This is a genomic window from uncultured Roseobacter sp. (genome assembly GCF_947499265.1).
Taxonomy (GTDB): Bacteria; Pseudomonadota; Alphaproteobacteria; order Rhodobacterales; family Rhodobacteraceae; genus Roseobacter.
On record NZ_CANMNK010000005.1, the window covers coordinates 1 to 12,754 of the forward strand.

At 60.9% G+C, this 12,754-nt stretch carries 12 protein-coding genes and 1 pseudogene; 4 read left to right on the forward strand and 9 right to left on the reverse strand.

All coding sequences use genetic code 11. The features are described from left to right. Positions 1-340, reverse strand: a pseudogene (locus Q1A63_RS14010) (signal recognition particle-docking protein FtsY); the annotation flags it as partial. 83 nt (positions 341-423) lie between these two features. Continuing rightward, on the reverse strand, positions 424-2,124 hold the full coding sequence (locus tag Q1A63_RS14015; protein WP_298973493.1) for an NAD(P)H-dependent oxidoreductase subunit E: 1,701 nt from the start codon (positions 2,122-2,124) through the stop codon (positions 424-426). A 215-nt stretch (positions 2,125-2,339) separates the two neighbouring features. Between Q1A63_RS14015 and Q1A63_RS14020 the strand changes: the two genes are divergently transcribed. Together Q1A63_RS14020 and Q1A63_RS14025 are read left to right on the forward strand one after the other, a co-directional pair. After that, positions 2,340-3,425 (forward strand): alkane 1-monooxygenase, encoded by a 1,086-nt coding sequence (locus tag Q1A63_RS14020; protein WP_299632110.1) that lies wholly within the window; start codon positions 2,340-2,342, stop codon positions 3,423-3,425. Positions 3,426-3,516: 91 nt separating this feature from the next. Then, the gene (locus tag Q1A63_RS14025; RefSeq protein WP_298974359.1) at positions 3,517-3,849 is read left to right on the forward strand and encodes a hypothetical protein; all 333 of its coding nucleotides are present in this window, start codon (positions 3,517-3,519) and stop codon (positions 3,847-3,849) included. Between the two features lie 113 nt (positions 3,850-3,962). Here Q1A63_RS14025 and xseA read toward each other — a convergent pair whose 3' ends face one another. After that, positions 3,963-5,504: an exodeoxyribonuclease VII large subunit gene (gene xseA, locus Q1A63_RS14030; RefSeq protein WP_298973498.1), complete on the reverse strand. Its 1,542-nt coding sequence runs from the start codon at positions 5,502-5,504 to the stop codon at positions 3,963-3,965. A gap of 80 nt (positions 5,505-5,584) precedes the next feature. On the opposite strand from xseA, the gene purD reads away from it, so the two are divergent. Beyond that, complete coding sequence (gene purD / locus Q1A63_RS14035) at positions 5,585-6,856, forward strand: phosphoribosylamine--glycine ligase (protein WP_298973499.1); 1,272 nt, start codon at positions 5,585-5,587, stop codon at positions 6,854-6,856. Here the strand turns inward: purD and Q1A63_RS14040 are convergent. Then, entirely contained in the window at positions 6,853-7,596 is a 744-nt protein-coding gene (locus tag Q1A63_RS14040) for a VCBS repeat-containing protein (RefSeq protein WP_298973501.1), read from the reverse strand. The genes purD and Q1A63_RS14040 overlap by 4 nt on opposite strands. Next, positions 7,596-7,919, reverse strand: coding sequence for a 2Fe-2S iron-sulfur cluster-binding protein (locus Q1A63_RS14045; protein WP_298973502.1), 324 nt, complete (start codon positions 7,917-7,919; stop codon positions 7,596-7,598). The genes Q1A63_RS14040 and Q1A63_RS14045 overlap by 1 nt, the downstream gene beginning before the upstream one ends. A 265-nt stretch (positions 7,920-8,184) precedes the next feature. Here Q1A63_RS14045 and Q1A63_RS14050 point away from each other — a divergent pair, with 265 nt between their 5' ends. Further along, complete coding sequence (locus tag Q1A63_RS14050; RefSeq protein ID WP_298973504.1) at positions 8,185-8,733, forward strand: peptidoglycan-binding domain-containing protein; 549 nt, start codon at positions 8,185-8,187, stop codon at positions 8,731-8,733. Between the two features lie 48 nt (positions 8,734-8,781). On the opposite strand, the gene Q1A63_RS14055 is transcribed toward Q1A63_RS14050, so the two are convergent. From Q1A63_RS14055 to hflK, 4 genes are all read right to left on the reverse strand, one after another. After that, on the reverse strand, positions 8,782-10,263 hold the full coding sequence (locus Q1A63_RS14055) for a Do family serine endopeptidase (RefSeq protein ID WP_298973506.1): 1,482 nt from the start codon (positions 10,261-10,263) through the stop codon (positions 8,782-8,784). A gap of 190 nt (positions 10,264-10,453) precedes the next feature. Further along, complete coding sequence (locus Q1A63_RS14060) at positions 10,454-10,657, reverse strand: DUF2065 domain-containing protein (protein WP_298973507.1); 204 nt, start codon at positions 10,655-10,657, stop codon at positions 10,454-10,456. Beyond that, on the reverse strand, positions 10,654-11,550 hold the full coding sequence (locus tag Q1A63_RS14065; RefSeq protein WP_298973508.1) for a protease modulator HflC: 897 nt from the start codon (positions 11,548-11,550) through the stop codon (positions 10,654-10,656). The genes Q1A63_RS14060 and Q1A63_RS14065 overlap by 4 nt, the downstream gene beginning before the upstream one ends. After that, complete coding sequence (hflK, locus tag Q1A63_RS14070; RefSeq protein ID WP_298973511.1) at positions 11,550-12,710, reverse strand: FtsH protease activity modulator HflK; 1,161 nt, start codon at positions 12,708-12,710, stop codon at positions 11,550-11,552. Before hflK ends, Q1A63_RS14065 begins: the two co-directional genes overlap by 1 nt. Between the last annotated feature and the right edge of the window lie 44 nt (positions 12,711-12,754).

Here is a 12,754-nt window from a genome sequence, read left to right on the forward strand (position 1 = left end):
CTGGCTCTGGCTCTGGCTCTGGCTCTGGCTCTGGCTCTGGCTCTGGCTCTGGCTCTGGCTCTGGCTCTGGCTCTGGCTCTGGCGAAACGACCTCAGGTTCGGGGTCCCCGTCAACAACAATCGTATCCGCTGCCTCAACGGCGCGTTCGGGCGCAGCTTCAGGTACAACCGCTTCAGGCGCCAGATCAGCGGTCTCTGCAACCGTTTCCGCCGTCTCTTCAACCGCAGCGGGGACAACGGCCTCCTCAACACCACCGTCTTCAACAATTGCCTCAAGCCCCTCATCGATCTTGGAGGAGGATTTGAACAGACGGTCTTTGAGTTTTTTGAAAAATGCCATGCGCGGCCCCACTTCTCACGTGATCCCCATCTAAGGGGATTTTGTCAGAAGGGAAAGGGCCGCACCCGGATTGATACCCGGTGTCAGATCTCGTCGGGGAAGTGCTTCATGACCAGGCGGATCGGGTTCGGCGCCGCCTGCCCCAGCCCGCAGATCGATGCATCCACCATCGCTGTGCTCAATTCCTCAAGCAGGCCCTGATCCCATGTGTCCTGCTGCATCAGCTTCACGGCCTTTTCGCAGCCCACCCGGCAAGGCGTGCACTGCCCGCAGCTTTCATCCTCAAAGAACCGCAGCATGTTGAGGGCGGCGGCCCGTGCGGAATCCTGATCAGACAGCACCACAACCGCAGCCGACCCAATGAACGAGCCCAGGGGTTGCAATGTGTCGAAGTCCAGCGGCACGTCATTGATCGAGGCGGGCAAGAGGCCCGAGGACGGCCCGCCCGGCTGATAGGCCTTGAATTGATGACCCTCCGCCATGCCACCCGCTGCCTCGATGATGTCGGTGATCGTTGATCCGGCGGGCAAGAGATAGACGCCCGGTGCCGCCACGCGCCCCGAGACCGAATAGCTGCGCAGGCCCTTGCGGCCATTCTTTTCGGTGGAGGACAGCACCTCCGGCCCCTCACGGCAGATACGCGCCACCCAATGCAGCGTCTCGACGTTATGGACCAGCGTCGGCTGACCGAAGATACCTACCTGCGCCACAAAGGGCGGGCGGTGCCGTGGCATGCCGCGTTTGCCTTCAATGCTCTCAATCATCGCGGATTCTTCACCGCAGATATAGGCACCCGCGCCACGGCGCAGATCGATATACCCAGGCTCCACGATCCCGGCTTCCTCCAACGCCTTGATTTCACGCGCCAGAATTTCCAGCACGGCGGGGTATTCGTCCCGCATGTAGATGAAGGCTGTTTCCGCCTCGACCGCCCAAGCCGCGATCAGCATGCCTTCGAGGAAGAGATGCGGCACGCGTTCCAGATAGTAACGGTCCTTGAAAGTGCCCGGTTCGCCCTCGTCGCCGTTGACGGCAAGGTAACGTGGCCCCGCATTTGCCCGCACAAAGCCCCATTTCTTGCCCGATGGGAAACCCGCCCCACCCAGACCGCGCAGACCGGAGGCGAGCACCTTGTCCTGCACCGCTTCCCAGTCGCCCTGCGTGCGCAGTTCCTTTAGCGCCGCATAGCCGCCCTCGGCCTCATAGGCCGCAAAATCCTGATACGCGGGGATATGCGCATGGGTATCCCCCGCGGCAATTGCCGCCTCTACCTTCTGGGGCGTCGCGTGATCGATATGCGCATGACCCAGCTCCAGCACCGGCGCTGTATCACACCGCCCCATGCAGGGCGCGCGCAGAACGCGGACCTGCGCCGGGTCGAGCCCCTCCTCAAGCGCGGTTTTCAACTCCTGCGCACCCGCCAATTCACACGACAGCGAATCGCAGACTCGAATGGTCAGTGCCGGTGGCGGGGTCTCCCCCTCTTTGACCACATCGAAATGCGCATAAAAAGTTGCGACCTCATAGACTTCTGCCATCGACATGCGCATTTCTTCGGCCAGGGCGCGCAAATGGTCTGCAGACAAATGGCCAAAGTGATCCTGGATCTTGTGCAAATGCTCGATCAGCAAATCGGCGCGACGCGGGGCATCGCCCAGCAGCGTCTTGACCGCCTCCCAGGCGTCATCTTGCAACTGGCGGCCCTTGGTATGGCGACGACCTTTGCCTTTGCCTGACTTCCACACCCCCTTGCGCGGGGATTTATCTGCCGTATCCAATGCCATGTTCGGGTCTCCGTGCCGGAGCGGATCGCTCCTGCCTTAGTTTTCATTCGGTTGCACGGACCGTATCAGCCCGGTTTCGCGCAGGATACGGCCAAACCACGCACCAAGTAGGACCAGAAGCGACACTCTGTGTCTGATCAGAAACTTCTGACGTTAACTGAGACAAATTGCGGCGCTTGGAGCAGCGCCTGCAACACGGTAAACAGATTCCTAACATGACTGCGCGCGCATCTTCATCAACCTTCGCCCTCGCGAGCCTTGGGCCAGCGATTTTGCTGGTTATCGGCGCCTACGCCGGGGGTATCTATGCCTATCTGGGCCTGCTTGGCATCACCGCAGTTGTCCTGATTGCAGACAAATCCGGTCTGGCGGCTGCCAGTACCCCGCGGCAAGGCTATTGGTTGCCGCGCCTTGTCGGTCTCTCCCATTTCGCAGTTCTGACTGCAGGTGTCTGGGCCATCGGTCTGGACGCCCGTCTGGATCTGACGGAAAAGGCGGCGCTTTTTCTGGGCATTGGGTTATATCTTGGACAGGTCTCAAATGCTTGCGCGCATGAGTTGATCCATCGCAACAACAGATCCCTGCGCGCCCTTGGCACGGCCATCTATTGTTCGCTGCTGAACGGGCAGCATGTATCGGCTCATATGCTTGTGCATCATATACATGCCGGCACCGCGCGCGACCCCAATTCCGCGCCCATCGGCCAGGGGTTCTGGCGCTTTTTCTCACGAGTGGTCGTGCGTGAGTTTCGCGAGGGGCTTTTGGCAGAAAACAAGCGCAGACAGACACATACCTCCGGGCTGCACCCCTATGTGATATACATTTCCGGGGCGCTTTTGAGCATGGGGGCCGCCTATCTGCTGAGCGGTTTTGCGGGGCTTCTGGTGATTTTGGGGCTGAGCGCGCACGCGCAAATGCAACTGATGCTGTCGGATTATCTGCAGCACTACGGGTTACGACGACAGACGGATGAAAACGGACGGACAGAGCCAATGGGGCCGCGCCACAGCTGGAATGCGCCGCACGCCTATTCCGCCGCGCTGATGCTGAACGCGCCCCTGCATTCCGACCACCATATGAACCCCGCGCGTGCCTTTCCCGACTTGCGCTATGATGCGGAGGCCATGCCCACCTTACCACGTTCGGTGCCGGTGATGGGGGCCATCGCAATGATCCCGCCCTGGTGGCGAAAGGTGATGGACCCGCGCGTGCGCGAGTATCAGCCAGTTGATGCGGCACATCACGGCAACGTCATACGCAATGCCACCCCTGCCCCTGTTCCCAAAACGTCAAATCTGTAAGAGTAAATCTATGTTTTCAGTCCCCAAATTCACCAGCGCGTGCCTGATCGGCCTTTGTCTTGCGATGTCTCCTGCTGTCGCCGAAGGCACCATGAGCGCCGAAGAATTCGACAGCTACACACGCGGGAAAACCCTGTTCTACGGTCAGAACGGGGCTTCGTATGGCGCCGAGGTTTACATGGACAATCGTCGCGTCCGCTGGTCGTTTCTGGATGGTCAGTGCAAGGAAGGCGAATGGTATGAAGAGGCCGGTCACATCTGTTTTGTCTATGACGACAATCCTGACCCGCAATGTTGGACGTTCCGGAAAGAGGGCTCCGGGTTGGTGGCGCGTTTTCAGAATTCCCCCGGCACAACCGACCTTTATGAGGCGGATGATCTGGGCCAGGAAATGATCTGCTTGGGTCCTGAAATCGGCGTTTGACCAAATGCCTCAAAGCATTTCGCTCTGAACCCGCGGCACATAGCGCTGCCTGAAATCAACGATTTCAGCGCTGTTAGGCGACACAGCATGTTTCCAGCTAAGTGCGAAACGCGCTAGAACAGCGATCCCTGCTCGGGGGGTTTGCGCGCCTCTTTGCGCGCACCGGGTTTTCCGCCCAGGCTGACGCGACCATCCGCGAACTGGATCTCCAAAGAGGTTGCCGCCTTCGCCGTCTTGCTGTCTGTCACCACCGCGCCGTCGCTGCGCACAACGGCAAATCCCCGTTCCAGCGTCGCCTCATACCCCAGCGTGCGTCTGAGCCGTTCCATTGCGTCAACCTGCCCCCGCCAAATCGCGATATTGCGCTGACCGACATCGGACAGGCGTTGGGCGATGGCGGCAAAATCCTTGGTTTTGCGCGCATGATCCTGTGCCAGTGCCGCTGGTCGAAACCGCCGTGCGCAGGCGGTCAATTGTTCTTGTTTGGCTGAAACGGACCGGCTCAGCGCCGGGGCCAGGCGGGCCGATATCTCGCGCAGGCGGCGCTCTTCGACCGTCAACGATCGACGCAGCGTTGCTGGCCGCAGGCTGCCGCTCATATCCGCCAGCCGCACCTTGCGTTTTTGCACGCCTGCAATCAGCGCCGGACCCAGGCGGGCGCTGACCATATCCAAGCGCTGACGAGGTGTATCCAGCAAGGTTTCTGCCCGTGGCAGTGCCCGCGCCACATCCCGCAACCGCTGCCCCCGGCGGGTCAGACCCTGGCTCAACGCCTGCCGCATCCGGGCATCCTGCCCGTCGAGCCAGGCCATCAGCTCGTGACGCACAGGCACCGCAAGCTCTGCTGCCGCCGTTGGCGTCGGCGCGCGCTTGTCGGACACATAGTCGATGAGCGTTGTATCCGTCTCATGCCCCACCGCGGAAATCAGCGGGATGTCAGAGGCCGCTGCCGCGCGTGCGACACTTTCCTCATTGAACCCCCAAAGGTCTTCAACCGACCCGCCCCCGCGCGCGACAATCAGCAAATCAGGCCGGGGCAACGCGCCACCGGGGGTCATCGCATTGAAGCCTTCAATCGCGCGGGTCACTTCGGGCGCACATTTTTCGCCCTGAACCGCCACCGGCCAAATCAGCACCTTGCGCGGGAAACGGTCCCGCAAGCGGTGCAGAATATCGCGGATCACGGCACCCGAGGGCGAGGTCACAACGCCGATCACCTCGGGCAAATAGGGCAGCGGACGTTTGCGCGCGGGGTCAAAGAGCCCCTCCGCCTCCAGCATCTTCTTGCGTTTTTCCAGCAGGGCCATCAGCGCACCCATGCCCGCGGGTTTGATGTCTTCGATGACGATCTGATACTTCGACTGCCCGCCAAAGGTTGTCACGCGGCCGGTTGCAACAACCTCCATCCCCTCTTCGGGCTGGGTCTGCAGACGGGCCGCAACCCCTTTCCAGATGACGCCCGAAATCACCGCGCGGTCATCCTTGAGGTCGAGATAAATATGACCGGACCGGGGGCGGGACACGCGCCCGATCTCGCCCTTGATCCGCACATGCCCGAACTCGCCTTCAATCACACGTTTGATCGCGCCCGACAATTCGGTCACGGTGAATTCAGGGCTGTTGAGCCCGTCTTCAGGAGCGTCGATCAGATCCATGAAACCTCTGGTGTTGTATCGCCGGTGCGTGCAGCTTAGAACGCCCGGAACCCGAGGCCAAGCAGATCAGGAGCGCGCCCATGAACATTCTTATCCTTGGCAGCGGCGGGCGCGAGCACAGCCTGGCCTGGGCGGTGATGCAGAACCCCAAATGTGACCGGCTGATCGTGGCCCCCGGCAACGCGGGGATCGCGGAAATTGCGGAATGTGCCGCGCTGAACATCGAAGACGGCGGTGCCGTCACCGTGTTTGCCGAGGAAAACGCCATTGATTTCGTGATCGTCGGGCCAGAGGCACCGCTCGCAGCGGGCGTGTCGGACCGGTTGCGCGCGGCGGGTTTTCTGGTCTTCGGCCCAAGCGGTGCCGCAGCGCGGCTGGAGGCCTCCAAGGCCTTCACCAAGCAGATTTGCGATGCTGCGGGTGCGCCCACGGCGGCTTACGGGCATTTCAGTGACGCAGCCTCGGCCAAGGCCTATGTGCAAGCGCAGGGCGCACCGATTGTCATCAAGGCCGATGGTCTGGCCGCGGGCAAAGGCGTGATCATCGCCGAGACGGTTGCGGATGCTGAAACCGCGGTGGATGAGATGTTCTCCGGCGCTTTCGGCGATGCGGGTGCTGAGGTGGTGATCGAAGAATTCATGCAGGGCGAGGAAGCCTCGTTTTTTGTGCTCTGCGATGGCGAGGATGTGCTGCCCATCGGCACGGCGCAGGATCATAAACGGGTGGGCGAAGGCGACACTGGGCCAAACACCGGCGGTATGGGCGCATATTCCCCGGCCCCGGTAATGACCGATGATGTCGCGCAAGCGGCGCTGGACCAAATCGTGAAACCCACCATGGCTGAGATGGCCCGGCAGGGCACACCCTATCAAGGGGTCCTCTTTGTCGGGTTGATGATCGAAAACGGCGCGCCCCGGCTAGTAGAATACAACGTGCGGTTCGGCGACCCGGAGTGCCAGGTGCTGATGATGCGACTGGGCGGGCAGGTGTTGGATTTGCTCCAGGCCTGCGCCGAAGGGCGCTTGGCAGATACTCAGGTCAATTGGGCCGCGGACCACGCCTTGACGGTCGTTCTGGCCGCCAAAGGCTATCCCGGCGCCTATGAAAAGGGCTCCGTCATCGGGGGCCTGGAACACCTGCCCGAAGACAGCAGTCACATGGTCTTCCATGCTGGCACGGGCCGGGCGTCAGGGCAGTATATTGCACAAGGCGGGCGCGTTCTGGCCGTCACCGCGCGCGCGCAAACGCTGTCAGACGCACGGGACAAGGCCTATGCAATGGTGGACGATATCGACTGGCCCGACGGGTTTTGCCGACGTGATATCGGTTGGCGGGCGTTGTCGGAAGACTAAGGCGCGCAGCCCAGCGCCTTTGCGAATGCCGCACGGCTGGTATCGGTCCCGATCGGACGGGTCACCAGCGTGCTCTCCAGCGTCACACTGATCATCTGAAACCAGTCTGCAGAGGCCACCAGCATTTCCGGCAAACCATTGCAGGTGCGTATGCCGCCAGCAATGTCCGTTTCACCAATCCTGTGGTTTGTCAGCCCACCAAGGCTAGCTATTGCTTCAAGTTTCTGGTCGCGATAGCGAAAGAGGCGCAGAGTCTTAGCCAGATGGGGCCGGTCGATAAATGCGATTTCCGTATGGCCATCACCATCCAGATCCGCGGCGCCCACAGGTGCCAGCCAGCGGAAGCGTGTCCCGATGAACTCCGTTGCCGTGATGCGCCCCTGAGCATCGTAAATCGCCAGGCGGGCACCGCGCGTCTGGCTGCTTTCGACAACGATGACTTCCGGCACCCCATCGAAATCCAGATCACCGACACGTGGGGCGGTATCTTCAAAGACAAGATCATCCGGCAGGACAAATCGCCGAAACGTGCCATCCGACAGCCCGATCACAAGGGCCGCGTGTTCAACAGAATCGCCAAGCACCCCATGTGCGTAGCGTGTCGTCGGATCCTCATAGCGGGCCGAAATGATCGCTTCTGTCGCCGCCAAAGACCCTGGCAACACGCACAACACCAGCAGCGCGCGGCGCGCGAAAGGGTGCAGACAGCGCGATAGCAGACGCCGCGCCTTGGCCCACATCAGATTTGTTTTTCCGGCATTTGCACGACCAGACCGTCCAGGGCATCGGTCACCTTAAGCTGACAGGTCAGACGCGAGCGGGCCGGATCAGGCTCATAGGCAAAATCCAGCATGTCCTCTTCCATGTCTTCCTTGGCAGGCAGCTTGTCAGCCCAGGCAGGATCCACATAGACGTGGCAAGTCGAGCAGGCACAGGCACCACCACAATCCGCCTCAATCCCGGGGATGTTATTGTCCCGCGCGCCTTCCATCACGGTGAGGCCGTTGGCGACGTCCACCACATGTTCCGTGCCGCCGTGTTCGATATAGGTGATCTTGGCCACGTCTGTCGTTCCCTTCTGATCTGTTTCAGCCTGTCTACCGGGGCGATATAGGACGCGCCAGCCTCTTTTGCGACCCCGAACGACCTGAGGTGCGACAATGCAGGTTTGTTTTAGTTTTGTTCCCACGCGCTGGCCAAAACCATCGCGGACATCTGCCCCGCGCCGGATGCGCCGTTGGTTTCGAAGGGGGGGCCCATACCCCCTAGGCACCTGGTGGCAAAAGCGATAGAAAATGTGCAACGAAAGACCCAAGAGGCATTGGGCCATGACACAGGCACGCAAAATCCCATTTAGAAACGCCGCATATGCCGTTCTCGCCACCGCGTTGCTGACCGCCTGCACCCCCGAAACACTGGTTTTGTCGGCGTCATCACCAGCAAACCAATCCCCCGCCGGCACCCGGACAAGCCCACCGGACGCGGCGCCAGGCACCTGCTGGGATAAGACCGAGACACCGGCAATCATCGAAACGGTCAGCGAACGTATACTGATCGCGCCCGCAGACATCAGCGACGACGGGATCATCCGCAAGCCTGCTCAATACAAGAAAGAAAATCGCCAGCGCATTCTGCAGCCCAGACAAGAAAACTGGTACCAGATCGTATGCGCGGACACGCTGACGCCGGACTTCGTGACGACCCTCCAGCGTGCGCTCTCTGTGCGGGGGTATTACCAAGGCGCCACGACGGGTCAGCTCGACATTGCGACGCGGGATGCGATCGCGGGGTATCAAACAGCCCAGGATCTGCCCGGGTTCGAACTGACAATTGAAGCCGCCGAACGCCTCGGACTTGTCGCTGTGCGCAGGTCCTGACACGAAAAGGGCGCCACCAGGGCGCCCCGATCTCATATTTTCTTGAGGCTATTCAGCCAGCGACAGCGCCACGAACCGCGGATCGCCTGCCCGTCGGACCAAAAGCAGCAGCGACTTGCGCCCGGCTTCCTCTGCAGCTTCCACACGTTTTTCCAGATCGGAAATACTTGTCACTTTCTGCTGTCCGGCTTCGGTAATGATATCACCGGCGCGCAGACCTTTCTCGAAAGCCTCCGAGGTTTCATCAACAGCGGTAACCGCGAGCCCCTGCGCACCCGCATCCGTTCCCAACTCCTGGCGCAACTCATCCGTCAACGACGTCAGGGTCAGCCCAAGCAGATCTTTGGTAACGGGGTCCTGATCTTCATCAGGGGCGGTCGCAACGGCCGGGACGGCGCCCTCGGCTTCTTCGCGACGGCCCAGCGTCACTCTGAGTGTCACCGACTTGCCGTCACGCATGACAACCACGCGGACCGTTTCGCCGACGGGGCTATTGCCGACCGTCCGCACCAGACCGCGCGTATCCGCCACTTCGTTGCCAGCAAAGCTCATGATCACATCACCGGCTTCCATACCGGCCTCTTTTGCCGGCCCTTCAGGCACGTCTGTCACCAGCGCACCGGATGCGGACGCCAGACCCATCGCCTCAGCCACATCTTCGGTGACGTCCTGGATGCGCACGCCAAGCCAGCCGCGGCGGGTCTCGCCGAACTCTTTCAGTTGGTCCACGACGCGCGTGACAACATTGGAGGCCATCGAAAAGCCGATCCCGATCGATCCACCGTTGGGTGACAGGATTGCCGTATTCACCCCGATCACCTCGCCGTCCATGTTGAAGAGCGGCCCACCGGAGTTCCCTCGGTTGATCGCGGCATCGGTCTGGATGTAGTCGTCATAGGTGCCGCTCAAAGCCCGATTGCGCGCGGAAACGATGCCCGCACTGACAGAAAAGCCTTGTCCCAACGGGTTGCCCATGGCCACCACCCAATCGCCAACGCGGGCGATGTCGCTGTCCCCGAAGGAGACAAAGGGCAGCGGGCCATCCGCTTCGACCTTCAACAGCGCGATATCGGTGTTGGGGTCGGTCCCGATCACTTCGGCTTTCATCAACTCGCCGTCGCCGGGGTAGAATTCGATCATGATTTCATCGGCACCCTCGATGACATGGTTGTTGGTCACAACATAGCCATCCTCGGAAATCACAAACCCTGACCCCAGGGCCGAGGACCGTCGTGGCCGGTTGCCATCGCCATTGTTGCGGTCCTGGAATTCGCGGAAGAAATCCTCAAAGGGGGATCCTTCCGGCGCGATCCCCTGCGGACCTGTGCGACCAGCTACCACGGTGGAGGTGGTGATGTTCACCACGGAGGGGCTGATTTTCTCTGCCAACGGTGCCAGACTGGATTGCTGTGCGACCGCGCTCAGCGGTTGCACAAGCATGAAAGCCAGTGTCAGAACCGCCAAGAGCAACAGGCGCATCTGGACGGTGATGGGACTGATGATGGACGTAGGTACTGCCTTGGGCTGCATGCGTCGTCTCCTGAAAATACTTGTTTCTTGGCCTTGGGGCCACATTGGTCTTTGCTCGGTGTGATTGCTCACAGAGTGCATTTAGGGTGACCTTGGTGCAACATCAAAGATGTATCACGCTGGCACAGTTTCAACAGTGTGTTACCAAACTGTGAAGATGGCGCTCTATTTTTAAGGCGTTGCGCAACGGTTAGCCGAAGGTGGCGCCAAGCTGCCAGGCCAGCCAGACGAGGATCAGACCGCTGACCACGATCAATAATCCGATCTGCCGAACGGCGGCCTCCGGCATGGCGCGCAGGGCCTCCAGCATCCGTTCAATAAGCGAAGGGGCCAGCGCATAGGCCAGCCCCTCCACAATCATCACCAGCCCGAGAGCAAGCAGAAGCGTACTCACCGCTCGCCCTCATCGGACCGCGCGCCCTGATCGCTGCGCAGGTAGTTGAAGAACTCGCTGTCCGGCGACAGAACCATCGTCGAATTGCTGCCCTTCAGCGAGCGTTCATAGGCGGTCAGCGACCGGTAGAACTCAAAGAATTCCGGGTCCTCGCCAAAGGCTTGAGCAAAGATCGCGTTACGTTCCGCATCCGCCTGACCGCGAATGATATCCGCTTCCCGCGTTGCATCCGATGTCAGCTCGACCACAGTACGGTCGGCAAGGGCGCGCACCCGCTGGGCGGCTTCCTCACCACGCGCGATCTCGTCCGCCGCTTCGCGTTCCCGCTCCGCCCGCATCCGCGCAAAGGTTGCGTCCAGGTTCTGCTCCGGCAGGTTGGTCTGCTTTAGACGCACGTCAACTACTTCCAGACCAAGCGGCAGCGCCCGCAGGCGCGCCTGTTCAGTGATCCGTGCCATCAATCCGGCGCGATCCGCCGACAGGATCGTGTTCGAGGTCACCCCGTCCGACCCCAGCACGGCCCGGATGGTCGGGTTCAAAATACCTTCCAGCCGGTCCTCGGCGGTGCGCATACCGCCCACACCAACCGCCTGACGGAATTGTGTCACATCCGAAATACGGTAGCGCGCAAATGCATCCACGACGAGTCGGCGATCATCAGAGGGCGTGACCTCAGTCACATCCGTATCCAGCGACAGGATCCGGTCGTCATAGCGGACGACCTCCTGGATCAGCGGGATCTTGAACGCCAGACCGGGGTTTTCCTTCACGGATTTGATCTGGCCGAACTGCAGCACCAGCGCCTTTTCACGCTCATCAACGATGAAAACCGAACCGAGAACGCCCACCACAGCGATCACAGCAATAGGGATCAGAAAATTGCCAGCACGCATCAGTTGTTTCCTCCAGCAACAGCGCCGCGACGCAATTCATTCAAAGGCAGATAGGGCACAACGCCCTGCCCGCCGTTTCCGCCGCCCAGATCACTTTCAAGAATGATCTTGTCGACATCGCCAAACACACGTTCCATCGTCTCAAGATAAAGCCGCTTGCGGGTCACTTCAGGCGCCTTGGCATATTCTTCCAGAACGGAGGTGAAACGTGCCGCCTCACCCTGCGCTTCGTTGACCTGCTGAGCGCGGTAGGCCTCGGCCTGTTCCAGCTGACTTGCGGCTTCACCACGTGCGCCCGCTGTCACCCGGTTGGCATAAGCATCCGCCTGACGTTCCAGACGGTCACGCTCCTGCTCCGCCGCCTGAACTTCGCGGAAGCTGTCGATCACCTCGCGCGGCGGATCCGCCTTATCGAGGTTGAGCCGCACGATATTCACGCCGCTGTCATAGGCGTCCAGCGTGCCCTGGATCAGCTGCTGCGCCTCGTCGGCGATGATTCCACGGTCCCGGTTGAGGATCGGCGCCAGCTGATTGCGCGCGATCACCTCGCGCATGGCGGATTCAGAAACGGCGCGGATCGTCTCCTGCGCCTCGGCGAGATTGAAGAGATATTTCGCCGGGTCGCTGATGTTCCAAACAACCTGGAAATCGATATCGATGATGTTTTCATCCGTGGTCAGCATCAGCCCGCTGTCCACGCGCGACCCGATGTCTTCAGTTTGCTCGCGTGTCACAGGCAGAACCTCGGCGGTGACCAGCGGCCAGGGCGCAAAGTTCAGACCGGGATCGCCGGTCGCATAATATTCGCCCAGGAACAGCTCTACCGACTGCTCTTCCGGCGCCACGGTGTAAAAGCTCGCCATGCCCCAGAGGATCACAGCACCCAAAACGCCAAGACCAATGGTCCCGCGGGTAAACGCCGGCCCGCCGTTGCCGCCACGGCCACTGCCGTTGCCCGCGCCGCCGCCTTTGCCGCCCATCAGAACGCGCAGACGTTCCTGACCTTTTTTGACCAGCTCATCGATTTCCGGAATCTGGGGCCCGTCGCCACCCGGCCCACGTGGGCCTCCGCCATTGTTCCCGCGGTTTCCGCCGCCGGGTCTGTCGTCATCGGAATTTCCGCCGCCGCCCCCCCAGGGGCCGCCATTATTGCCAGCCATTCAGTCTCTTTCCCTCCTAAATCGCGCTCATGTGCGATTAAATC